The organism is Gemmatimonadaceae bacterium (assembly GCA_020852815.1).
In the GTDB taxonomy this organism is placed as follows: domain Bacteria; phylum Gemmatimonadota; class Gemmatimonadetes; order Gemmatimonadales; family Gemmatimonadaceae; genus SCN-70-22.
The window spans coordinates 1-26539 of sequence record JADZAN010000029.1 but is presented as its reverse complement, the minus strand read 5'-3'; the positions used below and the strand labels follow the sequence as shown (position 1 = coordinate 26539).

General features: G+C 69.7%; 18 protein-coding genes. 8 read left to right on the top strand and 10 right to left on the bottom strand.

Annotation, left to right across the window (positions count from 1 at the left end; translation table 11 throughout):
- Positions 1-92 precede the first annotated feature (92 nt).
- On the bottom strand, positions 93-2207 hold the full coding sequence (locus IT359_16160) for a HEAT repeat domain-containing protein (GenBank protein ID MCC6930522.1): 2115 nt from the start codon (positions 2205-2207) through the stop codon (positions 93-95).
- Between the two features lie 2 nt (positions 2208-2209).
- Complete coding sequence (locus tag IT359_16155) at positions 2210-2602, bottom strand: BlaI/MecI/CopY family transcriptional regulator (GenBank protein ID MCC6930521.1); 393 nt, start codon at positions 2600-2602, stop codon at positions 2210-2212.
- A gap of 211 nt (positions 2603-2813) precedes the next feature.
- Between IT359_16155 and IT359_16150 the strand changes: the two genes are divergently transcribed.
- The 3 genes from IT359_16150 to IT359_16140 all read left to right on the top strand — a co-directional run bounded on the left by IT359_16150 (position 2814) and on the right by IT359_16140 (position 4440).
- Positions 2814-3482, top strand: coding sequence for a hypothetical protein (locus IT359_16150; protein ID MCC6930520.1), 669 nt, complete (start codon positions 2814-2816; stop codon positions 3480-3482).
- Positions 3483-3658: 176 nt separating this feature from the next.
- The gene (locus tag IT359_16145; GenBank protein MCC6930519.1) at positions 3659-4042 is read left to right on the top strand and encodes an FKBP-type peptidyl-prolyl cis-trans isomerase; all 384 of its coding nucleotides are present in this window, start codon (positions 3659-3661) and stop codon (positions 4040-4042) included.
- On the top strand, positions 4039-4440 hold the full coding sequence (locus IT359_16140) for a (deoxy)nucleoside triphosphate pyrophosphohydrolase (GenBank protein MCC6930518.1): 402 nt from the start codon (positions 4039-4041) through the stop codon (positions 4438-4440). The genes IT359_16145 and IT359_16140 overlap by 4 nt, the downstream gene beginning before the upstream one ends.
- A gap of 212 nt (positions 4441-4652) precedes the next feature.
- Here the strand turns inward: IT359_16140 and IT359_16135 are convergent, their stop codons facing one another.
- Complete coding sequence (locus IT359_16135; protein ID MCC6930517.1) at positions 4653-7394, bottom strand: ABC transporter permease; 2742 nt, start codon at positions 7392-7394, stop codon at positions 4653-4655.
- Positions 7391-7750, bottom strand: a complete 360-nt coding sequence (locus tag IT359_16130; protein ID MCC6930516.1) for a helix-turn-helix transcriptional regulator — start codon at positions 7748-7750, stop codon at positions 7391-7393. Before IT359_16130 ends, IT359_16135 begins: the two co-directional genes overlap by 4 nt.
- Before the next feature lie 119 nt (positions 7751-7869).
- Here IT359_16130 and IT359_16125 point away from each other — a divergent pair, with 119 nt between their 5' ends.
- From IT359_16125 to IT359_16110, 4 genes are all read left to right on the top strand, one after another.
- Positions 7870-9126, top strand: a complete 1257-nt coding sequence (locus tag IT359_16125) for an aconitase X catalytic domain-containing protein (GenBank protein MCC6930515.1) — start codon at positions 7870-7872, stop codon at positions 9124-9126.
- Positions 9123-9557: a DUF126 domain-containing protein gene (locus IT359_16120; GenBank protein ID MCC6930514.1), complete on the top strand. Its 435-nt coding sequence runs from the start codon at positions 9123-9125 to the stop codon at positions 9555-9557. Before IT359_16125 ends, IT359_16120 begins: the two co-directional genes overlap by 4 nt.
- A gap of 120 nt (positions 9558-9677) precedes the next feature.
- Positions 9678-10616: an SIR2 family protein gene (locus tag IT359_16115; GenBank protein MCC6930513.1), complete on the top strand. Its 939-nt coding sequence runs from the start codon at positions 9678-9680 to the stop codon at positions 10614-10616.
- A complete protein-coding gene (locus IT359_16110; GenBank protein MCC6930512.1) occupies positions 10613-13156 on the top strand; it encodes a hypothetical protein in 2544 nt (847 codons plus the stop codon). The genes IT359_16115 and IT359_16110 overlap by 4 nt, the downstream gene beginning before the upstream one ends.
- Before the next feature lie 114 nt (positions 13157-13270).
- Here IT359_16110 and IT359_16105 read toward each other — a convergent pair whose 3' ends face one another.
- Entirely contained in the window at positions 13271-16519 is a 3249-nt protein-coding gene (locus IT359_16105; protein ID MCC6930511.1) for a glycosyl hydrolase, read from the bottom strand.
- Between the two features lie 167 nt (positions 16520-16686).
- Positions 16687-18684 (bottom strand): PAS domain S-box protein, encoded by a 1998-nt coding sequence (locus IT359_16100; GenBank protein ID MCC6930510.1) that lies wholly within the window; start codon positions 18682-18684, stop codon positions 16687-16689.
- A gap of 309 nt (positions 18685-18993) precedes the next feature.
- Between IT359_16100 and IT359_16095 the strand changes: the two genes are divergently transcribed.
- Positions 18994-19971 carry a 3-hydroxyacyl-CoA dehydrogenase gene (locus IT359_16095; GenBank protein MCC6930509.1) on the top strand — a complete coding sequence of 326 codons (978 nt, stop codon included), beginning with the start codon at positions 18994-18996 and terminating at the stop codon, positions 19969-19971.
- A 44-nt stretch (positions 19972-20015) separates the two neighbouring features.
- Here the strand turns inward: IT359_16095 and IT359_16090 are convergent, their stop codons facing one another.
- The 4 genes from IT359_16090 to IT359_16075 all read right to left on the bottom strand — a co-directional run bounded on the left by IT359_16090 (position 20016) and on the right by IT359_16075 (position 26275).
- A complete protein-coding gene (locus tag IT359_16090; GenBank protein ID MCC6930508.1) occupies positions 20016-21611 on the bottom strand; it encodes a HAMP domain-containing protein in 1596 nt (531 codons plus the stop codon).
- A gap of 12 nt (positions 21612-21623) precedes the next feature.
- Positions 21624-22328: a response regulator transcription factor gene (locus IT359_16085; protein MCC6930507.1), complete on the bottom strand. Its 705-nt coding sequence runs from the start codon at positions 22326-22328 to the stop codon at positions 21624-21626.
- Positions 22329-22525: 197 nt separating this feature from the next.
- Complete coding sequence (locus tag IT359_16080; GenBank protein ID MCC6930506.1) at positions 22526-24460, bottom strand: response regulator; 1935 nt, start codon at positions 24458-24460, stop codon at positions 22526-22528.
- Positions 24461-24469: 9 nt separating this feature from the next.
- Positions 24470-26275 carry an acyl-CoA dehydrogenase family protein gene (locus tag IT359_16075; GenBank protein ID MCC6930505.1) on the bottom strand — a complete coding sequence of 602 codons (1806 nt, stop codon included), beginning with the start codon at positions 26273-26275 and terminating at the stop codon, positions 24470-24472.
- Positions 26276-26539 lie beyond the last annotated feature (264 nt).

Below are 26539 nucleotides of genomic sequence, written 5' to 3'. Positions count from 1 at the left end.
AGGCGGACGGTTGATTTTTCAGCACGTGTGGTGAAGAAACAGGCGCTGGGCGCACGCGTGGTGACGCGACGCTCAGCGCCCGCTCACGTTCCTCAGGGGAAGGGGCGGGGGCGCGGCATGGGCATGGGCCACGGGCCGCCGTTGCGCCCGGCGAGCGCCCCGACCACCGCCGCCCGGACGTCACGGTCGGGAGAATCGAGCAACCGTGCGAGCGCAGGGGCCGAGCTTTCGCCCAGCGCGCCTAACGCGCGGATGAGTGCCACGCGCACCTGGCCGTCCGTTTCCCTCCCCAACGCGCGCTCGATGGCGGGTACAGCTGTTGCATCCTCGCGACGGAACAGGACCCACGCTGCCATCACGCGCACCTGGCGGTCACGTTCGTCCTGCGACTCGAGCGCGGTGAGCACGGCGGCCGGGACCTTCCCCTCGCCCACGCGTCCGATGGCCCACATGGCGTGGGCGCGTACGCGGGGCGATGCATCGCCGAGCGCCTTGGCCAGCGCGTCGTCGACCTCGGGCGCCGAGTGGCTGTCGGTCGTTTGTCCAAGCGCCCACGCGGCGGACTCGCGCACATCGGCGTCGCTGTCGCCGCCAAGCGCGGCGAGGAGCGCCGCGCGTGAGGCCGGGGTGTCGTCGCCACCACCCAACGCCCACGCCGCCATCTCGCGCACGTGCTGGTCCTTGTCGCTGCGCAGCGCCTGCGCGAGCGCGGTCACGACATCGGCGCGTTCGGCGTAGCGCGACAGTCCCCATGCCGCGGTGCGACGGATGCCGGCGCTGGTGTCGGCGCGCAGCACCTGCATCAGCAACTCGGCGCGATCATCACGGCGATCCCGCGTGGCCGGTTGATCCTGCGCCGCCGTTGCAGCGGTCATCGTGGCCAGGATGGCGCCGACGGGATCGGCGGAATCGACGGCCGCCGCGCGCGGCGTGGCGTCGCGCCTCCCTGTCTCCGGGCGGCGCTCACCGGAGCCTTGCGCCAGGCGGGAGGAGGGGACGACGAGCGCATTCGCCGTATCACCACGTGGCGTCGCGCGGTCGACGTTAGGCACGGCCGGTTCCCGGGCGACCAGGGGCGCCGTCGAGGCACGCGCCGCGGTGGGGGTCGTTCCACCCACCAGCGCCGCCACGCCGAGCAGTCCCGTGACAACGACGAGCGACTGCCGGCGCGATCCCTGGCGCCGCACCTCGGGGTCGAGAATGGCGAGCATTCGTCCCTCGAACTCCTTGCGATCGGCCATGGGAATCGCCGTGGCTGGGGTGAGTGGCTGGCGTATGCTGGTGACGATGTCCAGGAGGTGCTCGGCATACGACGACGGGCGAACGCCGCAAGAAAGGGCGAGGTCGTCGCAGGCGCGTTCGCTCTCGACTCGCAGGCGGCGCGCGGCGCGCCAGACGAGCGGGTGGAACCAGTACAACGCGCAGGCCACGCGCCCAAGCGTGTGCCCTAACAGGTCGTTGCGGGCGATGTGGGCGAGTTCGTGCAGGAGCACGGCGCGACGGCGGGCTTCGTCCCACGTGTCGCACTCGGCGGGGAGCACGACCGTTGGCGAGACGAGCCCGGCGGCGAAGGGCATCTTCACGTCCTCGCTGCGCACGAGTCGCGGCGTGCGGTCCACGCCCAGTCGGTCGGCGATGTCGTAGAGCGGCGCCGACCATTTGCGATCGACGAGCGGCGTGGCGCGCCGCACGATGCGACGGACGCTGAGGAACCCGATGGCGAGCCAGCCGCCGAGGGCGAGCGCGACCGCCGCCCACGCGCCCAGGAGGAGCTGCCACATCGTTGGGCGCCACGCGGTCGCCGCGGGCGCGGCCGCCAGCGCGCCTTGCAGCTGCACCTCGTCGGCGCCTGCCGCGGCGGTTTCGCCTGGCGAGACGGTACTGGGCGCGCGAGTCGATGTCGCGCGTCTCGCATCGTCAGATGCAACTGGTGAGGTCGCGTTCGGCGCCGTGGCACCACGGTCGGGCGTCGCCACGTGCGGCACCAGCCACGCCACGGGAAGTACCGCCAGCCGCAAAGGGCTCCACGTGGACAGCGCGGGGAGGAAGAGGATGGCGCCGAGCGTGGAGAGCCACAGCAGGTGCCGTGCACCTGCCGGGGCGCGCTCGAGCAGCGTGGCGCCGGCGAAGGCGACGACGAGGACGACCGTCGCCTTCCCCAGCAGGACGAGGAGGGCGAGCGTTTCCGGCGACAGAGCGGGGATCATGGCTAGCGCCCTCCGGCGCGCTCGGCGCGAATACGCGCGCGCAGCTGTTCGATCTCCTCCTCGCTCACCCCGGCGTCGCTCAGCCGCAGGAGCGCGGTAATCGCCTGCTCCGTCGAGCCGGCGAAGTAGGTCTCGACCACGTGGGCCAGCGCCGTGTCTCGCGACTCGTTGGCGGGCGCGGTCGGGAGATAGACGTAGCGGGGGCCGTCCTCACGGTACTGCACCAGCGCCTTCTCCCCCAGGATGCGGAGGATGGAGCGCACGGCCGAGTAGGTGGGGGGATCGGGGAGGTCGTCCATGATCTCACTCACCGTGGACGGCCCCCGGCGGTGAAGGATGTCCATGACCTGTCGCTCGCGGCGCGTGAGGTCAGATGAGGGGGCGGGCTTCGGCATGTCGCGGGACTCCGGGCGTCTCAGATGTGCTGAAATTTCAGCTTTGCTGATTTTTCAACACGTGTGCCCGGATGTCAATACCGGTTCGTCACGCCGAGGCGCAGGAAAATGCACGGCGTACCCACCCGCGGCCGCGCCCCGTCCCAGCATCGCTTGTGTCCCGGCGTCTCGGTCGCGACACTGTGGGCCTCACCAAGCAGATGGAGTACTCATGCGCTACTCGATCCTGGCTCTCGCCGCGCTCGTCGCCTCCACGACCGTTCACGCCCAGGACGCCGATCGTTCGGTGAAGGGGGGCATCGCCGTCGCCGGCTGGAAGGGGCGCATCGACCGCCGTCCCGCCGGACAAGGGAAGACGATCAATGACTCGAAGTTCGTGCAGGAGGGGAAGGATTTCCGCCTCTCCATCGGGCCGGCCGCCTTCTATTACAACCCGGCCAACACCGCATCGGGTGACTACACGGTCAAGGCGACGTTCAAGGAACACAAGATGACCGCCAGTCACCCGCACTCGTACGGGATCTTCATCGGCGGCAACGATCTCGAGGGGGAGAGCGAGACGTTGATGTACTGCATCGCGTACGGGAACGGCACCTACTCGGTCAAGACATTCCACGGCTCGAACGTGCAGACACTGGTGAACCTGGAGAAGTCGCCGGCGCTCAAGCAGGCCGACGCCACCGGTGCCTCGACCAACGAGATCGGGTGGACGGTGAAGGGAGGGAAGGCGTCGTGCGTGATCAATGGGACGGTCGTGCACAGCTTCGACAAGGGCGACGTGGTGGCGGGTGACAAGCTCAAGTCGCTGGATGGTGTGTATGGCATTCGCGTGAGCCACAACGTCGAGTTGACGGTGAGCAGCTTCGGGGTGTCGAAGTAATCCTGGCACGACTCCTGGTGCGCTCGATTCTCGTGGCCCCGGTCGTCCTTGCGACGGCCGGGTGCCTGTGGCGCCGCGAGCCGCAACTGCCGGCGCCGATCCCCGTAGTGCGCGGCACGCCCACGGTGGCGTTCGCCCTCCAGTCCCTTGAAATTGCGCCTGGCGGAGGGGCCGCGATGCGAGCCCGCGCCTGCGTGTACGCGCACTACACGGGGTGGCTCGCCAACGGGACGAAGTTCGATTCGTCCCGCGACACGATGCCGAACGGGGAGCCGCGCACGCCGATCGCCTTCGCGCAGGGCGGGCGACAGGTGATCGCCGGATGGGACGTCGGCTTCGAGGGGATGCGCGTTGGCGGCAGGCGCCGCCTGATCATCCCGTACCAGTTGGCGTATGGCGAGAATGGACGCCCGCCGGTGATCCCCCCGAAGGCAACGTTGGTCTTCGACGTCGAGCTGATGGCGGTGGCCGACACGCTGCCGCGCACCGAACCGGCGCCCCGCGGTGTTCCGTCGCCGCCGCGCTGCGCGCCGTGGAGCGAGGTCCGCGCGGCGAAGTGACGGCGACGATCCGCGTCCTCGCGGCGGTGATCGCGCGCGACGGGCGCTACCTCGTGTGCCAGCGCCCGGCGCACAAGCGGCACGGCGGGCTGTGGGAGTTCCCCGGGGGGAAGCTCGAACCCGGCGAGAGCGATGCCCAGGCGGCTGCCCGTGAGCTGCAAGAGGAACTCGCCGTCACCGTGACGCATGTGGGCGATGAACTGCTCGGCGTGCACGACCATGGTTCGCCGTTCCACATCGCCTTCGTCCCGGTCACCATCGACGGGGAGCCCACCTGCCTCGAGCATACGGCGCTCCAGTGGGGGATGCCCCACGAGCTGGTCGCGCTGGCGCTGGCGCCGAGTGACCGGCGTTTCGTGGAGACCATCCTTGTGGGCGCCGGGGCGCGAAGCACGTAGCCCATCGGCGATCACTGGCTCATTCCGATCGTGGTGGCGTGGGCCCGGCGGGGGATCGGCGCGCGCGTCGCTGGCAAGCTGACGTTGCATCTGCCGGTGCAGCTCCTGGCGGCCGCGGGACGCACCGGTGGTGCCGCAGCCTGGCGCTGGCGGCGGCATGTACGCATCACGGCCGCCGCCTGACGAGCGGCGCACCTCCACCCCGTCAGCCGCTACTCCTCCCGCATCGACCAAGAGGGATCGATCCCGGCGGCGCGCGCCGCCGGGATCACCGTCGCGATCACCGTAACACCGAGGAGGATCACGCCGATCGCCCCGAAGGTGACAGGATCCAACGGATCGAGGCCGAACAGGAAGGGGCGCAAGGCGCGTGTGGCGAACAGCGCGAGGACGAAGCCCGCCATCATCCCGATGCCGACCAGCCGCAACCCCTCGGCCAGCACCATGCGCACGATCCCACCGCGCGAGGCGCCGAGTGCGATGCGCACGCCAATCTCGCGGGTGCGCTGCGTGGTGGAGAAGGAAAGGAGTCCGTAGAGCCCAACGGCGGCAAGCAGGAGGCCGACGAGCCCCAGCGCGCCGGACACGCCGGCCGCCACACGCTGCGGAAGGAGGACGATCGCGGTCGACTCGCGAAGTGAACTCACGCGCGGGGGCGGAAGCGAGGGGTCGAGCGCCGTCATCTCGCGCAGCAGCGCCGCAGACACCGCCTCGGCGGGTCCGTCGTGATGCAGGAGGAAGGTGGTCGCGGAGCGCCACTGCTGCGCGAACGGAAGGTAGACGAATGGCGCGGCAGACTCGTTGAGCGAGAGGAACTTCGAGTCGCGCGTGACACCGACGATGGTGACGACGAGCGAGTCGCGCCGGAATGTCTGCCCGATGGCGCTCCCCTGCGGGAAGAAGCGGCGCGCAAACGTCTCGTTCACGATCGCGACCTGCGGCGCGTGCTCGTCGTCGCGGTCGTTGAAGGTGCGCCCCTGCAGGATCGGCAGCCGCAACGCGTCGAAGTAGCCGGCGTCGACGGTGTTGGTGCTGACCCCGAAGGCATCGCCGGCACGCCCGTTGGGCGGGGCATACGACGCGAGGGCGATGTCGATCCCGGAGTTGGACATCGAGAGCGGAAGCAGGCGCCCGGCGCCGACGTGCTTCATCGCCGGGAAGGCGGCGAGGCGATCGCGCAGCGCGCGGAAGAAGGTGCGCGCCCGCGCGTCATCGTAACCGGCGCTCTCCAGGTCGACCGTGGCCACCACGATGTTGTCCACCGCAAAGCCCGGGTCGACCGCGCGCCCCTTGCCTAACGCCCGGACGAAGAGCCCGGCCGATGAGAGCAGGAGGAGCGACATGGCGATCTGCGCCACGATGAGTCCGTCGCGCAGGCGCGAACGCCGGCGCCCGGCGCCGGCCGAATCGCTGCGCATTGCGGCCTGCACGTCGGTGCGCGTCCCCTGATACGCGGGCGAGAGCCCGAAGACGAGCCCCGTGACGAGCGAGGCGCCGATGGTCACCGCGAGGACGCGCAGGTCCGGCGTGAAGTTGAGGTTGAGCGGGGGAATGCTCTCGGGAAGCGGGAGCTGCTGCAGCAACTGCGTCCCCCAGAACGCGACCACGATCCCTAACCCCCCGCCGATGGCGAAGAGGAGCAGCGTCTCCACGAGCAGCTGCCGGACGAGGCGGCGCCGCGCCGCGCCGAGGGCCATGCGCATCGCCATCTCGCGCCGGCGCGCGGCGGCACGCGAAAGGAGCATCGAGGCCACGTTCATGCTGGCGATCATCAGGACGAGCGCCGATATGACCAGGAGCACGGCGAAGAAGGAGGTGAAGCTCCCGGCGACGCCGGCCGGGACGCCGGCGATGGGGTCGACGTCGGCGGCCGAGTATTCATTGGTGCGCGTCGCTTCCGCCGCGCCGTTTGCCGCCACGTACTGTGCGGTGAGCGCGCTGAGCTCCTCGCGCGCCTGCGTCACGGAGTGCGCCGGGGCCAGCCGCCCAACCAGTTGCATCCAGGACGCGCCGGCATCGTCGAGCGTCGACGGATTGCCGCGCAGCTGCGTGCGGAAGTCGAGCGGGATCCAGACGTCGGTGCGCAGGGCCGGGTACACCCCGCTGAAGCGCGCCGGCGCGACCCCCAGCACGGTGAAGGTGCGACCGTTCATGCGCAGCGCTTGTCCGATGACGCTGCTGTCACCCCCGAGGTGCTTCTGCCAGAAGGCATGGCTCACCACGACGACCGGGTCGCGGGAGAGCGCGCGGTCATCGTTCCCCGCGAAGAAGCGACCGAGCGCCGGTTGCACTCCCAGGACGGCGAAGTAGTTGCCGCTGACGGCGTTGCCAAGTCCTGAGATTCCCTGCCCACCCGTATTGACGTTGACCAGCGTCATTCCCCATGCGGCCACACCCTCCAACGATCGGGAGCGATCGCGCAGGTAGTCGAAGTAGGGATACGACGCCGTGAGCGACCCCTCGCCCGACGGGCGCGTGCGCCCGACCTCCACCACGCGCGATGCGTCGCGCACGCCGGGGACCGGGCGCAGGACGACGGCGTTGGCGACGGAAAAGATCGTGCTCACCGCCCCCGTCCCCAGGGCAAGAACGAGCAGGGCGACGCCGAAGAAGACCGGGTGCCTGCGGAAGGCGCGCAGCGCGTAACGGGCGTCGCTCAGGAGTAGGGTCGACATGCGGTCCGTGTGAGGCGGGGGAAGGAGGTGCGCAGGCCGGATGAGGAGGGCGAGATGTTCGTACGCGGCGGTGTGCAACAGGTCGGGGATGGCATGCCACCAGACCACCAGAGACCCTAACGAGCCGCCGTCGGCGCGGCCCTCGCGGAGTGCGTCATGCAGGAAGTCGCGCATCTCCTCGCCGTAGCGCTGGCGAAAGTGACGCGGCAGGAGCCAGAGCAGGGCACCATAGACGCGTTCGCCCACCGAACGGACGGAGGCGGGGGCGCGATGCGTCATGCGGTGGCGCCAACCGGCGGAAGGGCGCGCGCCGCCTTCGAGGCAACGAGCGACCGCAGGCGCTGCACCTCCAACGCCGCCACCTGCCCCCCTAACGCGGTCAGGCGGTAGTAGCGCCGTCGCTCATCGTCCCCATCGCCCGACGCGCGCCGCGCCGCAGGGGCGACCAGCCCTTCATCCTCCAGGCGACGGATGATGCGGTACAGGTTCCCCGGCTCGAGCGCGATCAGCCCGTCGGTGCGATCGGCGATCTCGCGGGCGAGCGCGTAGCCGTGTCGCTCCTCTTCGGAGAGCACGAGGAGGAGGACGAGGTCGGCGGGCTTGAGCGGGAGGAGGGCGCGAGGATCGGACGGCATGGCAGGGGAGTCGGGCACGTCGGCGGGTGAGGTACTATGATCGAAATGATCATACGGGGCTTCAGGCTCCTGGTTTCAGCGCCTTCCCCAACTGTCGCGCGCGGGACATATCTCGCGCCGTGTCGACCCCGACTACTCCCCTGCAGCCCGCCGACGCGGCGCCCCCCACGCGCGACCTCGCGCGGGCGATCCTCGAGCGCTACGCCGCATTCGTCGGCTCGCGCCGCTTGATCCCCATCACACGCGCGCACATCGACGGGTGCCTGTACCACGGCCCAGCCTCGCTCGACTTCGTGCGGGCGATGGTCCGCTCGGGGGCGACCGTCACCGTCCCGACGACGCTCAACGTGGGGGCGATCGACCTCCTGCATCCACAGCTCTTCCGCGGCCGGCCGGAGATTGTCGAGGCGGGGCGCGCGATGATGCGCGAGTACGCCGCCCTGGGCTGTCGCCAGACCTGGACCTGTGCCCCATACCAGCTCGCCGAGCGCCCTAACTTCGGGGAGCAGATCGCGTGGGCCGAGTCGAATGCGATCGTCTTCGCCAATTCGGTGCTGGGGGCGCGCACGGAGCGCTACGGCGACTTCATCGACCTCTGCGCGGCGGTCGTGGGGATGGTCCCCGAGGTGGGTCTGCACACCGACGAGGGGCGACTGGGGCGCGTACTGGTGCGAGTGCGCGGCGTGCGCGATGCGATGATGCGCCGTGACACCTTCTTCGCCGCCCTCGGGCACCTGGTGGGGATGCGCACGGGGACATCGATTCCGGTGATCGATGGCGTACCGCACGCCACCGAGGACCAGTTGAAGGGCTTTGGCGCTGCCGCGGCCTCGTCAGGCGCGGTGGCGATGTTCCACATGGTGGGGGTGACGCCGGAGGCGGCCACGTTAGGCGAGGCGCTGGGCAATCGCGCACCAGCCCGTACCATCGACGTGGGCCCAGACGACCTGCGCGCGGCGGCGCGCGACCTCACGTCGACGACCGATATGACGTTAGGCGCGGTGAGCATCGGGACCCCTCATTTCTCGTATGAGGAGTTTACGCGCCTGCGCGCGCTGCTGGCGGGGCGAGCGGTGTCGCGTGCGATGGAGTTCTTCGTCTCGACGGGGCGCGACACGCTGGCGCGCATCGACGGGGAAGGGTGGGGCGACGAACTGCGGGCGAGCGGGGTGCAGCTGGTGACCGACACCTGCACGTACGTCACGCCAATCCTCACCGGGCGCCCTGGCGTCGTCATGACCAACTCGGCCAAGTGGGCCTGGTACGCCCCCAACAACCTGGGGTATGCGGTGGTCTTTGCCAGCCTGGAGGAATGCGTGGAATCGGCGGTGCGTGGCGTGGTGTGGCGGGACAACGCGCCATGGGGGGCGGAATGATCGCGGCCGAGTTCCTCGTCGCCGGAAACGCCGAAGGCGACGTGCTTCGGCTCGAGGCGCCGCTGAGCTTCTGGGGCGGTGTGCACGAGGCCACCGGCGAGATCATCGACACCCATCATCCGCAACACGGACAGTCGGTGACAGGGCGTGTCATGCTGATGCCTGGCGGCCGCGGATCGAGTTCAAGCTCGAGCGTGCTGGCCGAGCTGATTCGCGCGGGCGTTGGCCCGGCGGCGATCGTGCTGGGGGAGCGCGACCCGATCATTGCGCTCGGCGCGATGGTGGCCGAGGCGCTTTACGGACGAAGCGTGCCGGTCCTGGTGCTGGGCGCCGACGAGTACGAGCGCGTGAGCGCGTGGAAGCGCACCCGCATCGTGCGCGTAGCGCAGGGGGCGACGCTGGAAGAGGTTGAAGTGCGCCAGTCGCACTAACCACGGCGCGCCGGCGGCTATGCATGAGGTCGTCTTCCCTGATTTAGGGATTGCGTCGCTCGCTGGACATCGCTTTTCCCCGATCCCACAATTCGGGCGATTCTCCCGCTGGGGTTGCCCGTGCCTGCCAACGCGCTCGACGACGACGACTGGGATACCATCGTCAGCCGGATCAGCAACGAGCGCTGCACGCCGTTCCTGGGGGCCGGGATGTCGGCCCATCGCCTTCCCACGGGACGCGCGCTCGCGCAGACATTGGCCGAGAAACATGGCTATCCGTTCGACGATCGCGATAACCTCCCGCGCGTGGCGCAATACGCCGCGGTCATTCGCAACGATATCCCGCGCATCAAGGAACAGGTGGCGCGGCAATTCAGCACGGCGACAGACCAGATCACCGCCGCGGCCTTTGCCGATCGCACCGATCCGCACCGCATCCTCGCCGACCTCCCGTTCTCCAAGTACCTCACGACCAACTATGACCCGTTCATCGAGCGTTCGCTCGAGGCCGCGGGGGCGCAGTACGTCGTGGACCTGTGTGCCTGGAATCCGGCCACGCGCAAGCACGTGGCGCAGGCCCGGAGCGGACAGCCATCCCTAACGCCGGACAACGACTCCATCCCGTTGGTCTATCACCTGCACGGGGTGCAGGGGTTCCCCGAGTCGATGGTGCTCACCGAGGACGACTATCTCGACTTCCTGGCCGAGATTGCGATGGATCCGCGGTGCATCCGTCCCGACGTCTCCGAGGTGTTTGCCGAGTCGTCGGTGCTCTTCCTCGGCTATTCGCTGAGCGATATCACCTTCCGGGTGATCTTCCGCATGGCGCTGCAACAGCTGCAACTCAACCGACAGCGCGCGCACGTGGCGGTGCAGCTCCCGCCCACGGGCAACAGCGAACAGATGGCGCAGGCGATCCAGCACTACCTCGAGCACTACCTCAAGCTCACGATGAACGTGCGCTTCTTCTGGGGGACGGCGTCGGACTTCACACGCGAGTTGCGCAGGCGCTGGATCGCGGTGCACGGCGATGCGGGGCGAACGGTGACGACGCCGTGACGGAAGCGGCCAACCCGTTTCCGGGGCCGCGCCCGTACGAACGCGACGACGCGGCCAACTTCTTCGGGCGCACGCCCGAGATCCGCGAGCTGCGCTCGCTGATTGCCAGCCATGGCGTCGTGGTGGTGGTCGGCCCGTCGGGGTGCGGCAAGAGTTCGCTGCTGCGCGCGGGGGTCATGCCGGCGCTCGAACGTGCCGAGTACGAGGTGCTGCCGATAACCAGGCTTGGCGAGGCGGCGCGCGCTCGTGCAGGGCGCGATCTCGCGGGTCCAATCTTCGAGGGGAACGTGGTCAGCTACCTGGCGGGGGGCGACGTGCCGCCAGGTGCACATCCGTTGCTCAGCGCGCTCGAGCAACGCCCGCGCCACAACTCGTCCGACGGGGCGCCGATGCCGCGCGTCCTGGTGATCGACCAGTTCGAGGAACTGTTCACCACGCACCTGCAGGCGTGGCGCGAGCGTGCGGAGTTCCTGGGTGCGATCCTCGCCGCCAATCGCGGCCAGAGCGCACTGCGTGTGGTGCTGGTGATGCGCGCCGAGTACCTCTCGGCGCTCGCGTCGCTGTTGTCGCGGCTGGACGACGGCTCCAGTGCGCGCGAACGCTCGGTGATGTACTTCCACGTTGAACGACTGACGCAGCGTGCGGCGGCAGACGTGATCGCCTCGGCATTCGCGCGGCAGTTTCCCGCGTTCAAGGCGTCGAGCGCCGACAAGTTGGCGCGCCAGATGTCGCGCGAGTTCGTGCGACAGCCCGACGGCAAACTCGCCGAGGCCGAAGGCGAGTATGTCGAGCCGCTCTACCTGCAGCTCATCTGCCGCACGCTGTGGGACAAGATGGCCAGCGGCGCCGTGAAGCCCGCCGACGATTCGCTCATTCCCGACGCCGACATCGACAAGGAGCTGCGCAGCTTTGTCGCCGCCGAGATTGCGGCGGTGTCGACCACGACCCGAATGCGCAGTGGGAAGATCCTCTTCTGGCTCGAAAGGGAGCTCATTACGCCGGGCGGCACGCGCGGCAGCGTGATTCGGGAGAGCGACGAGACGGCGGGGATGGCGAACGTGGTCGTCGAGGGGCTCGAGCGCCGGCATGTGCTGCGTGGTGAGGAGCGCGCGGCCGGCCAGTGGTACGAACTGGCACACGATCGGTTGGTGGGGGCGGTGCGGCAGTTGCGCGAGGAGGTGAGGCGCAAACGCGAAGATCGCACGCTGCGCGTGGCACAACTCGCGATCGTGGCAACCATCCTCTTCGCGGTGGGACGCGCCTTCTGGATGGCCGACGGAGCGACGCCGGTCGACATTGCACCTGCCGAGAACGTGGCGCGTGCGACGGCGGCGCGGGCGGGTACGTATCTCGCCTCGAACCCGGAAGTCGCCTCGGCGTGGATACGCGAAGCGCTGTCGATGGGCGACGATCCGTACGTCGACAGCGTGGCGCAGGAGATCGCGCAGCGGGCGCTGGTGTCGCGAGCCGTGCAGAAGCTCACGCAGACACCGGTGGTGTCGTCAGCGGCGGCGCCGGATTCGATTGTCGCCGTGGGAACCGACGATGGTCGTCTGTGGGTGATGAACGTCCTGGTGCGCGCGGTGCCGCATGTCGATACGGTCCGGAGCGATTCGTCCGGTATCGTGCTGCACGATGCGGCGGCCATGGCCAACGCCGCCGATCCGAGTGCCGACGTCCGCGGCGTGGTGCCGGGGTGGGCGGGCGGCATTGTGGGGTTAGGGTACGCCTCGCAGGCGGTGAAGCTGGCGGTGGCCGGGCGTCATGGGCGCGTGTCGCTGGTCACGCGCCCCGACTGGCGGCGCGAGCGCGATACCGTGCTCCCCGATACGCTGCAGTCGCTGGCGGTGACGCCGTCGGCGCGCGAGATGGCGGTGGGGACGATACATGGCGACGTGGTGCGGCTGACGGCGCAGGGCGCGCCGCGACGCACGAGGCTTCCTGGCGGCGGTCGGGTGACATCGCTCGCCTACCTCAACGAGCGCGACCTGCTCGCCGCCGATGAACGTGGCAACGTCTTCGGGTGGGTGGGGAATGGTGCGGCGCGGCTACTCTGGCGCGCGCCGGCGACCGACAGCGTGACCGGCACCATGAGCCAGATGGCGGTGGCCACCGACGGGCGCGACGTGGCGGTGACGGTCGGCAGCATGGTCCACCGCATGCGCTATCGCGGCGGACGCATCGACAGCGCCCAAGCACTCGGCTGCGAGCAGCTGACGGGCGTCACCCCGACGGCCATCGCCTTCTCGCGCAGCGGCGCTTCACTCATCATCGCCACCAGTACGGGGCGCATGATCGTGTGGGGGACTCGCAGCGAGCGTTGCGACTGGTCGGCCGCCGGGCCGGAGCACCAGATCCTGTCGATCGCACCGCTGGCGGCCGGCTCTCCCGTGGTGACGACCGGCGAGAACCTCGAGATCCGCGTCTGGTCGCAGCCGCCAACGGCGCAGCAGGTCCGGAACACCGTGGCGACGTGGCGGAAGGCAGCGAGCGGACGTTCGGACGCGCGCAACCTCGCCCCGCCGCAGGCAGCGAAGTAGTCAGGGCAACCTGGCGGTCGGGGCGAACGCGAAACGGCGGGCCATGGCGGCCCGCCGTTCTGCGTGACACTGCCTGACGCGTGAGACCGCCGCGCGGCGTTCTCCTCGCTTATCTCATGGCACCACGCCGCACCCCTCCGCCTTTGGACAGTTGGGGTCGATGGCCGCGAGGTTGAGGCGCGCCAGCTCCTTGTTGACCGCGGCCAGGTCGACCTTCCACACCTGCTCGAGCTTCGTGGTGTAACCCTTGAGCTCCGTGCTGAGGATGCCGAAGATCTCGGGCATGTTGGTGGTGGGACGTCCGTCGCCGCGCTCGCTCATGGCGAGGAGGTTGGCCAGGCGGTTGTTGACCTTGATGGGGAAGTTGAGCGGGTCCTGCCCGCTCTGGTTCCTCACCTGGTACACGCTCTCTTCCACGCCGCTGGCGTTGGTGCGCAACGTCTCGCCGGCGGACTTGAGCGCCGCATCGGCACTCGCGCGCTTGGTGCGGTCGTCGAGCTGCGTCTTCACGCGACGGATGGCGATGATGGCGTCGTTGGCCTCGGTGGCCTTGTCGCGCACCATCTTGCCGAACTTGTACTGCGCCACGAGGTCGGCGTCGCTGACGTCGGCAATCCACGGGTTGCGCCTGACGGAAAGCGGCGCGGTGAGCTTCTTCCCGTCGATCGTGAGGCGCACGCTGTACTTCCCCGGCGGGACAGCGGGGCCGTTGGTCCCCGCGCCCCACAGGATCATCCCCGGGAACGACGAAATCCCCTCGGCGCGCCCGTCCCACACGAGACGCTGGAGCCCGGTCCCCTTGGGGAGATAGGTGCGCCGGTTGCGTTCGAAGCCGCCCGAGGGGGGGCGCGTCGAATCCGGCTTGGTGGTATCGGGCTCGAAGGTGCGGAGCGTGACACCGGCCGAGTCGAGGATCTCGAGCCTGGCCGACTTGTAGGGCGACTTGAGCCACCAGCTGAGGACGATCCCCGGCCCGGAGCGCACGAGCGCAGGCGGGGTGAAGAGATGCGAGTCGCCGGCGGTGATGGCCGGCGTTGCCTGCCGCAGCGGGGCGATGTTGTCGAGGACCCAGAAGCCGCGCCCGTGCGTGGCGATGACCAGCTCGTTCCCCTCGACGATGAGATCCGAGATGGGGACGTCGGGCATGTTGAGCATCAGGCTCTCCCAGTTGGCCCCGTCGTCATACGAGATGTAGACGCCGTGTTGCGTGGCCGCGTAGAGGAGTCCCTTGCGCGTGGGATCCTCGCGCACCGCGTGCACGTAGGCATCGGCGCGGATCCCGTTCACGATCTTCGTCCAGCTCTTCCCGTAGTCCGTCGTCTTGAAGATGTAGGGCGAGAAGTCGTTGAGGAGCGGCTTGCGCACCGAGATGTAGGCGGTGCCTGACGAGAAGTTGGAGGCATCGATCTGCGACACGCGCCCGAAGTCGGGCATGTCTTTCGGCGTGACGTTGCTCCAGCTCTTCCCGAAGTCGCGCGTGACGTGCACCAGGCCGTCGTCGCTCCCCGTCCAGATGACGTTGACGTCCTTCTTGCCGGGGCCGACGGAGAAGATCACGCCGTAGACCTCGGGGCCGTTCATGTCGCCAGTGATGGGGCCGCCCGACTTCTCCTGCGTTTCCGGCGCGTGGCGCGTGAGGTCGCCCGACAGGCGCAACCAGGTCTTGCCGCCGTCGCGCGTGGCCCACAGGCGCTGCGACGAGACGAAGAGGAGCTTCGGGTCGACCTTGGAGAAGAGGATGGGGAAGGTCCACTGCCAGCGTTCCTTGATCTCCTTGCTCGGCTCGCCCGAGTAGAACCAGGGGTACGGGTTCACCTCGCGCGACGTTTGCAGCCGGCGGTTGAACTTGTCGACGTAGGCGCCGTTGTTGGTGCCGGAGTAGAAGAGGTCGGGATCGAGCGGGTCGGTGGCGATGTAGCCCGGCTCGCCGCCGCCGGCGACGTACGACACGGCCATCCCGCCCAGCGTGATGTCGCGGCGCGTGGTGTCGCTGGCGCCGCCGCCACCGCCGCCGCGCCGCCCACCGCTCCCCAACCCGAAGGCGGCGGCATTCCAGTTGAAGGGGACGCACAGCGTCGAGTTGTCCTGCTGCGAACCGCAGATGTGGTAGACCGTGTGCGCCGTGGTGATCGCGTGGTAGAACTGCTCGGTGGGGAAGTCCTGCGCCGTCCACTTCCCGCCCGTGTTGCTGCTGACGGCACCCCCGCCGTCGTTGGCCACCACCAGGTGATCGGGGGCGTCCGGGTCGATCCACAGGTCATGGAAGTCGCCGTGCGTCCCGTTGTCGATCGCCTTCATCGTCTTCCCGCCGTCGGTGGAGCGGAACATCGACGTGTTCTGCATGTAGACCACGTCGGCGTTCTTCGGGTCGGCGAAGACGTGCGTGTAATAGAAGGCGCGCTGCCGGATGTCGCGCTTGTCGTTCACCAGCGTCCAGGTGGCGCCGGCGTCGTTGCTGCTGAACAACCCGCCCTTCTCGTTCTCCACCAGCGCATAGACGCGGCTCGAGCTGGCTCCCGACACGGCGACGCCGATGCGCCCCACGAGCCCCGATGGCATCCCCGGGTTGCGCGTGATCTCGCTCCACGTCTCGCCGCCGTCGGTGCTCTTGAACAAGCCGCTCGACTCGCCGCCCGACGACATCTGGTATTCCTTGCGATACGCTTCCCACAACGAGGCATAGAGCACGTTGGGGTTGTTGCGATCGATCGAGATGTCGATGGCGCCCGTCTTGTCGTCGCGGAAGAGAACGCGCTTCCACGTCGAGCCGCCGTCGGTGCTCTTGAACACCCCGCGCTCCTGGCTTGGCACCGAGAACTTGCCGAACGACGCGACGTAGATGATGTCGGGGTTGGTGGGGTGAATGCGAATCTTCGAGATGCCGTGCGACTCGCGGAAGCCCACATGCGTCCACGTCTTCCCGCCGTCGCGCGAACGATAGACGCCGTCGCCAGGCATGATGTTGCCGCGAATGCACGTCTCACCCATCCCGATGAAGACCACGTCGGGGTTGGACTCGCTCACCGCGACGGCGCCAACCGAGGCGGAGCTGATGAGACCATCGGTCACCGGCAGCCAGTTCTCGCCGCCGTCGGTCGTCTTCCAGAGCCCGCCGCCCGTGGCGCCGAAGTACGCCTCGCGAGGGCGCCCCTTCACGCCACTCGCGGCGATCGAACGCCCACCGCGATCGGGGCCGACGTTGCGCCAGCGGTACCCTGCCTTGAGGGTGGAATCGAGCGCCGCGGCGGGCGCCGGATACGGTACCGCCCATGTGCTGCGCGTGGGCGGCGTGCTGTCGGGCGGGAAGGCGAGCGCCGCGAGCGCGGGCGCTGCGACAAGGAGCAATGGACGCAACGGGAGCATAAGCGAATGCGAATGGGGGGACAGCATGTCGAACGTCGGGACGGTGCTGGGGCAACGCCCCACGTCGTGGCAACGTTGGCACGCCATCGGGTAGCTCGCAACCGCGACGCCGCGCGCACGCCGCGCGCACGCCGTACGCCGGCCTGCACGCGGGCGATTGCTCGCGGCTACGGTGCCGACGGTGGCTGGTCGAGCAGTTCGCGCACCTTGGCAACGAGCGCGTCGCCGGTGAGCGGCTTGTGCACGAAGGCGCCCTTGCCGGGAAGTGCGCCGTCGCCGCCTTGCAGCAGCGCCTCGGCGTGACCCGAGACGAAGAGCGTACGTGCGGCCAGCGCACGCGAGATCAGCTCCTGCGCCAGCCACGCCCCGCTCGCGCGCGGCAGCGCGACGTCTGACACGAGAAGGTCAACGGCGCGCCCGTGCGCCTCGGCGACCGCCACCGCATCCTCGGCAGATGATGCGTCCAGCACGGTGTAGCCGTTGCGCCGCAGGACGGTGGAGAAGAGCGAGCGGATGGCCGGCTCGTCCTCCACCAGCAGGATCGTCTCGTCGCCGCGCATGCTCACCGGCGCGTCGGTGGCGGGCTCGGTACGCTCCGGCGCATCGGTGAGCGGGAGGCAGACGATGAACGAGGTGCCATGGCCTGGGCGCGACCGTGCGCGGATGTGTCCCCCCGACTGCTGCGCGATCCCATAGCAGATGCTGAGGCCGAGTCCGGTCCCCTTCCCCTGTCCCTTCGTGGTGAAGAAGGGCTCGAAGATGTGCGGGAGCACGTCGGCGGCGATGCCGGAACCGCTGTCGCGCACCTCGCAGCGCGCGTAGCGTGTGGGGCGTCCCGTGGGCGGCACGAGGGGGGCGAGCGTGGTCAATTCCTCCGGCGACGCTTCCGTCAGCTGCACGCTCAGCGTCCCGCCGGACGGCATGGCGTCACGGGCGTTCACGGCGAGGTTGACGAGGAGGAGCTCGAACTGCGTCGGGTCGATGCGCACCCAGAGCGGCGTGGCGGCGGGAGACCAGTCGATCGTGATGCGCTCGCCGATGAGCCGCTGCACGAGGCGCAACGCCTGTTGCGCCGCATCGTTCAGGTCGACGACGCGCGGGGTCATGACCTGGCGGCGTGCGAAGGCGAGCAGCTGACGGGTGAGGTCGGCGGCGCGACGGGCGGCGCTCATCGTCTCGTCGATTTCCCTGGCGACCGGCTCGCCGCGCCCCACCCCTCCCTGCGCGAGGGCAAGGTTGCCGATGATGACGGTGAGGAGGTTGTTGAAGTCGTGCGCCACACCGCCGGCCAGGCGGCCGATGGCTTCCATCTTCTGCGCCTGTTGCAGCTGTGCCTCGAGCGACAGGCGCGCGTCCTCGGCCGCTCGCAGCGCCGTCACGTCCATCAGGGCGCCGACGGTGCCGTCCACGCGCCCCCCATCGTCCCGCGACGAGGTGGACCGGTTGAGGAGCGTGGCGTACGTCCCGTCGTGGCGGCGAAAGCGATACTCCTCGCACCACTCCGCGCGGTTCGACGTGTGAAAGTCCATGAGACTGGCCAGCACGCGGGGGCGATCGTCCGGATGGATGCGCTCCTGCCACCATTCGGAGGTGCATGCCGCCGCGGGGTCGTGCCCCAGGACGCGCGTCAGCGCGTCACCAAACCACGTGATGCCGGTGGAGCGGCGCCATTCGTACAGCACGTCGCCGGAGGCCTGCGCGACCAGCTGGAAGCGCAAGTCACGCTCGCGCAGCGCCTGCTCCTGCGCCAGGCGATCGGACGCGTCGCGAACGATCGCGACGGCGGCGCCGCGCTGCCACGCATTGATGCGACTGATCGTGACGTCGAGCGTCAGCTCGTGCCCGTCGGCATGCACGCCGGTGACGAAGCCGACCCGGTGTCCGCGCTCACTGCGGCCATGCTGGAGGAAATGCCCCACCTGGCGATCGTGCAGGTGGCGTGCGGTGGGGGGAACGAGGAGCTCGAGCGGCTGACCGAGCATCGCCTCCGGTGCATGCCCGAAGATGCGACCCGCCGAGCGGTTGGCAAAGGCGATGCGGCGCGTGGAATCGACGACGAGGATCCCGTCCATCGCGGCGTCGAGCACCTCGCCGACATGCTCCCCGGCCGGGAAGCTCCGTGCCAATACCGTCCCGATACAATCGACCGATCCCGCTTCGCTCATCCTGCTCCTGCTCCATCAAACGTCTCACAGCGGACAATGCCAGGCATACGCAAGCATTCGCGGCGCAGCGCCGGGCACCCTACTGGAAGTGTCGGCCGGAGACAGTCCGCAATCTCCTGACGTGCCGATTGATGATGAGATGCTAATGTCGGGGTGCCCCGTGGTCGCTCGCGCCACAGTTGGCGAAGTTGTCCGCAACATCGGTTGGCCACATCGCTTCTCGGGAGGGCGCACATGTCGGACGCTCGTGCATCAGGTGGGACGCAGCGCTTGGCGCCCGGTGTCAGGCCTGGCGCCACGCCTGTCGCCATGCCTGTCGCCATGACTGGCGCCACGCCTGTCGAAGCGCACGCCGGGACGCGGCGTGTGGCGATCGTGGGGGCGGGGATCATCGGGAGTTCGTGGGCGCTCGTCTTTGCGCGCGCCGGCTGGGAGGTGCGCGTCTTCGCGCGACACGCCACGGTGCGTGCCTCGCTGCACGATCGGGTTCGCCAGGGCGCGTCTGCCGCGCGCGCCATTGCCCCCGAGGTTGCCCCTGACGAGATCGTGTCGCGCATCGCGCTGGCGGGTTCGTTGCCTGACGCGCTGCACGGTGCGGAGTGGGTGCAGGAATCGGTGGAGGAGGATGAGGAGGTGAAGCGCTCGCTCTTCGCGGAGCTCGATGCGCAGGCAAGCACCGACGCCATCCTGGCGAGTTCGACGTCGTCGATCGGCGCGTCGCGATTCGCCGGCGAACTGGCGCGGCGCGAGCGCGTCATCGTGGCGCACCCGGCCACGCCGCCGCACCTGATACCGGTGGTCGAGATGGTACCGGCGCCATTCACCGACGAGGGCGTGGTGGCACAGGCCTTCGCGACGATGCGCGCGGTGGGGCAGGTCCCCGTGCGCGTGAACGGCGAGCGCCCGGGCTTCGTGATGAACCGCCTGCAGGGCGCGCTCCTCACCGAGATGTTCGGCGTGGTGCGCGACGGGCTCATGACGCCCGCCGACGTGGACGCACTGATACGGGACGGCTTCGGGTTGCGCTGGGCCTGGTTAGGTCCCCTGCAAGGCGTCGACCTCAACGCGCCGGGGGGCATTGCCGACTACCTCTCACGCTACGGCTTCATGTTCGACCAGATGGCGCGCGAGCGCGGAGCCACCGAGCCGGTGGTGACGCCACCGATCGTCGCGACGCTGGACCGGGCGATGCGCGAGCAGCTTCCGCTGGACCGGCTGCCGCAGCGCCTGGCGTGGCGCGACGAACGGATGGCGGCGTTGCGGGCGCTGCGCGCGCGGTTGCGTTAGGCCGGCGTGGCGTCAGGCCGCGGTCGCGTCAGGCAGCGGTCACGTTAGGCGGGGAGACGCGCGGCGCGCGGTGCTGACGATGGCGTCGCCGGTGCGGTTGGTGTCGTGGGTGCGGCTGGTGCGGCGGGTGCCGCTGGGGTCGACGCCCCTCGCGTGGTGGCGGGGAGTGTGACGCAGAACTCCGTGCGCCCCGGGCGCGATGCCACGAGCTGCAACGTGCCGCCATGCGCCTCGGCAATGCGGCGCGAGATGGCGAGGCCGAGGCCGGCCCCGCTCGTCTCGGTCGGTTCCACGCGCCCGCGGGCCGGGTCGCCACGAAAGAAGCGCTCGAAGACGCGTTCCTGCACCTCGGGGGGGATCCCCGGGCCGTCGTCGACGACGCGGATCTCATAGCGCGCAGCGCCGGCGGGGCCGGCGGGGCCGGCGGAACCGGCGGCGGCGTCGTGACGAGCGAGTGCAACGGAGACCGTGCCGCCACCCACGGAGAACTTGATCGCGTTGTCCAGCAGGTTGAGCAGGAGGCGCCCCAGGAGGTCGGCGTCGCCGTGGAAGGGGGCGTCGACTACCGGTTGCAGTTCCACGCGAACGCCGCGCCGTTCGCCTAACGGGCGTGCGGCGCGCGTCACGTCGTGCACCACCTCGTCCAGGTAGATGTCGCGCATGCGAGCCACGAGGTGGCCGGCATCGGCGCGCGCCAATAGGAAGAGGTCGTCCACGATGCGCGTCAGGCGCGCGGCGGCCTGCTGCATCACGGTCATCGACTCGCGGTACTCCTCCTCGCTGCGGTGCTCGCGTGAGAGGGTGACCTGCGACTCGGTGTTGAGGATGGCCGCCGGGGTGCGCAGCTCGTGCGAGGCGTCGGCCATGAAGCGTCGTTGCTGCGCGAAGGCGCGCTCCAGCCGGTCGAGGAGGGAGTTGATGACGACGGCCAGTCCACCCAGCTCGTCGTGCGGCGTGACGACGGGGAGGCGTTCGTGCAGGTTGGCGTCGGTGATGGCGGCGGCGCGCGCGCCCATCACCGCCACCGGCGACAGTGAGCGGCGCGCCATGAAGAACCCGCCCGCCGCGGCGGCCGCCAGCAGCAACGGGATGGCCACCAGGAAGGCGCGCCGGATGCGCGCCAGCACGTCCTCGATGTCGCGCAAGGGCGCAATGCCCGCCAGGAGCAACGGCTCGCCGGCCACTCGCACGATGCGCGCTTGCAGGCGCCAGTCCCCGCCAGGGCCGGCCAGCGTGAGGAAGCGCGGAGCGGCCGCGGTCACGCCGCGCGCGGCGGCGAGGGCGCGCGCGGTGTCGAACGAGGGAATCCCCGCGGCGCGCGCCGCCGCGTCCTGATCGGACGCGCTCGCCGCCAGCGTGCGCCCCAGCGAGTCGGCGATGGCGATTTGCAGCTGCGAGAAGCGCACCTCGTGCACCGTCGTGCGCGCCGCCACCTCGTTGCTCGGCGCCAGGCGCCGCTCGTTGGCCAGCTCGCGCGCGAACGCCGACAGCGCGTCATCCACGAAGTGATCGGTGCGCGCCAGCAGCGTGCGGTCGAAGACGACGTACGAGACGATCGCGAAGGCGACGAGCGGCACGCCGAGGACGACGGTGAACCACAGCGTGAGCCGCGCGCGGAGCGACGTCGGCCACCAGCGCATTGGCCGCCGCCCTCAGCCGCGCGCGCGATCGCGCCGCGCCGACTCACCCGGAACGTTGAGCATGAACCCCGTCCCGCGCAGCGTCACCACCAGCGGCGTCTCGTCGCCTTCCTCCAGCTTGCGGCGCAGCCGGCTGGCGTAGACGTCGATGATGTTGGAGTACGCGTTGCTCCGGTCTTCCCACACGTGCTCCATCAGCTCGGCGCGACTCACCACGCGCCCGGCGTGGCGCGCGAGGTGGTGCAGGAAGGTGAACTCCTTTGTCGTGAGTGCGATCACGCGCGCGCCGCGCCGAACTTCATGCCGCGTCGTGTCGATCACGAGGTCGCCGATCACCAGCTCGGGGGCGAGCACCTCGCCGCGCCGTCGCGTGAGGGCGCGCAGGCGCGCCAGCAGCTCACCGAAGTCGAACGGCTTCGTGAGGTAGTCGTCGGCGCCTGCGTCGAGCCCCGTGATGCGCTGCTCGATCGCGTCGAGTGCCGTGAGCATGAGGATGGGGACCGAGCTTCCATCGGCCCGGATCGCCTTGCACACCTCGAGCCCGCTCGCCCCCGCCATGAGGATGTCGAGAATGACGGCGTCGTAGCTGTGTTCGCGCGCCAGCGCCAGCGCGTCGGTCCCATTGGCGGCCAGGTCGACGACATACGACGCCTCGCGCAGCCCGCGGGCGACGGACTCTCGCAACTGACGGTCATCCTCGGCGAACAGGACGCGCACGGGAGTGGGGATGGGGGTGGAGCGGACGCGGCGTGGGTGCTGGCGGGTGCTTGATGATAGTGTCCGGGCTGCCTTCTCCGCGAGGCGCGGCGACGGTGAGGTTGGCGCTCGCGCGGTCGTGCGTCGTGCTCCCTGCTCCCGGGGAAACGTGCCGCGCCTTGCCCTGCGGCGCCGGGCGGCGCCGGACTCGTTAGGCGCTAGCCGCCGATCGACGGGCGTATCGCGCTGCGGACCGCCGAGCGCAGCACCTCCTGCGTGAACGGCTTGGGGACGAACGACGCGTTGGCGGGGAGTGCGCCGCGCCGCAGGAGCGAATCGTTGGTGTAGCCCGACATGAAGAGGACCGGAATCCGGCGATCGCCGCGTTCGAGGAGGCGCGCCAGCGCCCCTCCCCCGATGCCCGGCATCTCCACGTCGGTGACGATCAGCGCCACGTCCTGGCCGTCGTTGATCGTGCGCAACGCCTCCTCGGCCGAGCGGGCCTGCACCACGTCGTACCCCTCGGCCATCAGCATGCGCGCCGTCACCTGTCGCACCGCGTCCTGGTCCTCCACGACCACGATGCGGCAGCGCGGGTCCCAGTCGCTCGACACGGCCTCGCTGCTGGCGGGGGTGCCGGCGGCGCGCGCCGCGGCGTCGGGGTCGGCGTCGTCAGCCGCAACGGCGGGAAAGCGCACGCGAAAGATGGAACCGCGCCCGGGGGCGCTCTCGACGACGATCTCGCCCCCCGACTGCTCCACGATCCCCGCCACCGTGGCCAGCCCCAACCCGGTGCCGTGTCCCATCTCCTTCGTGGTGAAGAAGGGCTCGAAGATCCGGGCGCGCGTCGCTTCATCCATCCCGACGCCCGTGTCCTTCACCTCCAGCACTGCGACGCGCTTCTCGCCGACGTGCGCATCGGCGGTGCGAATGGTGATCGTCCCGCCGCGCGGCATCGCATCGCGGGCGTTGACCACCAGGTTCACCAGGACCTGCTCCAGTTGGTTAGGGTCGACGAGGATGGGAGGTGTCGCCGGGTCCAGGCGGTCGAGGATCTGGACGTTGTCGCCCACCAGCCGCCGCAGCATCACGAGCAGGTTGCGGACGACGGTGTTGACGTCGACCGTCCGTGCCTCGAGGACCTGCTGCCGGGAGAAGGCGAGCAGTTGCCGCGTGAGTCGTGCCGCGCGCTGCGCCGCCTGCACGATCTCGCTGGCCTCTTCGCGCCGCTCGTCCGACGCAGGGAGCGAGCGGGCCAGCGCGTCGCCGCAGTTGAGGATGACGGTGAGCAGGTTGTTGAAGTCGTGCGCGACGCCGCCGGCCAGGCGGCCGACCGCCTCCATCTTTTGCGCCTGACGGAGCGCCCCTTCCTGCCGCCGCTGCTCCGTGATGTCGCGGGCGATGGTCGAGATGAACTCCACGCCGCCGCCGGCGTCCCGGTGCACGAGAAGCACCTGCGACACCTGCACCAGGCTCCCGTCCAGGCGCAGGAGGTCGCGCTCGAGCTCCAGCACGTCGGCGCTCCCGGCGAGCAGCTGCACGTCGGGGCGCTGTCCCGCATCAGATGGTGCGAGGAACTGCGACGAGCGGAAGCGATCCAGCGCTTCGGTGGGGCCAATGCCCAGCAGCCGGCGTCCCGCGGCGTTGAGGTAGCGCAGCGAGCTGTCGGGATTGATCACGCACACGAGGTCGGTGGTGGCCTCGAGGATCGTCACGAGCCGTTCGCGCTCGCGCGTCGTGGCCTGCTGCGAGGCGATGGCGGCATTGAGCGCGTTCACGCGCCGGCGCACCAGGTAGAAGAGGAGCGCGGCGCTGGCGGTGACGTAGAACCATCCCTTGTACGTCTGGAGCCGCGTCAGCGCCTCCTGGTCGCGCACGATGGCCAGCACGGCGGCGTCGGACCAGACAATCCACAGGATGCCGAGGACGGCGTAGACGAGGGCAATCCAGAGCGGCGACCAATCCCGCTTGATCGTGGCGGCGGTGCTGGCCAGGCGCGTGCCGGCCGCGTCGGCTGCCTCCCATGGTTGTACGCCGGCGGCATCGGGAGCGGCTTCGCGGGTTGCGTCACCCGCCGCGTCGCCGGCTGCACCACGGGCGGCCGGCGTGCGCGGTGCGGGAGCGGCCGGCGCGGGCGAGTCGAACGACTCCATCCGGGATGCCTAACGATCGGTGGGTGAGGGCGGGGCGAGGTCGACGGCCTCGACCGCCCGCGTGGCGATTGCGTCGATACGCGAGTCCTGGTTGATGCTGAGCGCCTTGAGGGCGCGCCGCGTGCGGCGGTACGCCGCGTGCACGAAGACGCGCGTGCAGTCAACCTCGTTGGCCACCTGCTCCACGTTCCCGCCCACCGCGTCGAGCTCGGCGCTGCAGCGCGAGAGCGCGGCAATGCTCAGGTAGAGGTCGATGGCCGCGTTGGCCAGGCGCTCCTGCACGTACTGGCGATCGATGATCGCCTTGCCGTGCTTGCGCAGCGCCGTCTCCACGGCGCGGGCGAGGGCGTGGATCTGCCCGGCCACCAGTTCCCCCTCCTCCTCGAGTGCGGGGTGCACCCTGGTGAAGTCCGGCTTGTTGAGCGTGCTGCGCGCGCGGCCGGCGAGGTACGACGAAATGGCGCCGAATCCGTTGATCGGGTCCTGCAGCGCCTTCCCCAGCGCCTTGAGGCGTTCGCCCGGCTGCTGCAAGCCCATGAGCGCGATGAGGGCGCGGAGGATCTCGTTGGTCCCCTCGAAGATGAGCATGATGCGCGAGTCGCGCACGCTCTGCTCGAAGGGGAACTCCTTCGAGTATCCCATCCCGCCCGCCATTTGCAATCCTTCGTTGGAGGCGCGGTAGGCCATCTCGGAGTTGAAGACCTTGCAGGCGGCGGTCTCGAGCGAGAAGTCGATCCCCCCGCGGTCCACCATCCCCGCCGTGAGGAACCACGCCGCATCGGCCGCATAGCACTCGGCGGCCGCCAGGGCGATCTTGCGGCGCAGCATCTCGAAGGTGGCGATGGGGCGACCGAACTGCTCGCGTTGTTTCGCGTAGGCAATCGCCTCGTTCATGATCTGCCGCGTCCCGCGCGCCGAACCGGCGGCGAGCCCGAGACGCCCCGAGTTGAGGATCTCGAGCGCGATCTTGAAGCCCTGCCCCACGTCGCCCAAACGATTGGCAGCCGGGACGCGCACCTGGTCGAAGATCACCGACCGCGTGTCGGAGGCCTTGATCCCCATCTTTTCCTCGAGCTTGCCGAGGGAGATGCCCGGGGTGCCGCGCTCGACGATGAAGGCGGTGACGCGCTCCTTCGTCTTGCCGTCGACCTCGACCGGGACCTTGGCGAAGACGGTGAAGACCCCGGCGTAGCCGGCGTTGGAGATCCAGATCTTCGTCCCGTTGAGAATGTACCCGCGGCCATCGTCGGTGGGGACGGCGGTCGTCTTCATCGCTTGCGCGTCGGAGCCCGAGCCTGGCTCGGTGAGGCAAAAGGCGGCGACCATCTCGCCCGAGGCGCAGCGCGGGAGGTACTGCTGCTTCTGTTCCTCGGTGCCGAACAGGACGATTCCCTTGCAGCCGATCGACTGGTGGGCGCCGAAATAGACGGCGAGCGCCGGGTCGGTGGCGCCGATCTCGCCGAAGACCCGGTTGAAGACCTTGGCGCTGGCGCCGAAGCCGCCGTACGCCTCGGGGATGTTGAGCCCCATGAGGCCTAACGCGTGGAAGCCCTCGCGCATCTCGTCGGGGAAGCGACCGTCGTGGTCATGGCGCTTCGCGTCGATGTGGTCCTTCGCGAACGCGCGGAACGCATCGAGGATCGCGTCGAGCGACTCCTTCTCGTCGGGGGCGATCGTCGGGAAGGGGAAGACCATCTCCTCGCGGATTTCGCCGAGGAAGAGCCCCTTGATGAAGGAGGGGTTCTCGTCCGGGGCGGCGAGGTGGGGGCGGTGGTCAGCGCCCCCCTGGGCGGCGGCGGTGGCGGCGTCGGTCATGCGGGAGAGTCTAGGCTCCGGACGCGCGCGGCGCATCGGGAGGGTGGGGCGGGGGGGTGGGCCAGGCTCGGCGCCAGATTGGGGTCAGAGTCAGCGAGAATTTGGTTCGGTGACTCTGACCCCCTTCAAGTGATTTCTCGCTGACTCTGATATGAAGCGACCTGTCAAGTGGCGACGTGGTCCGGGGGGTGGGAGTGGGGCGTACACGGGCGAGGGGCGGGGCGAGTGGACGGCGGGACGCGGCGCGCGACGGCTGATCACTCT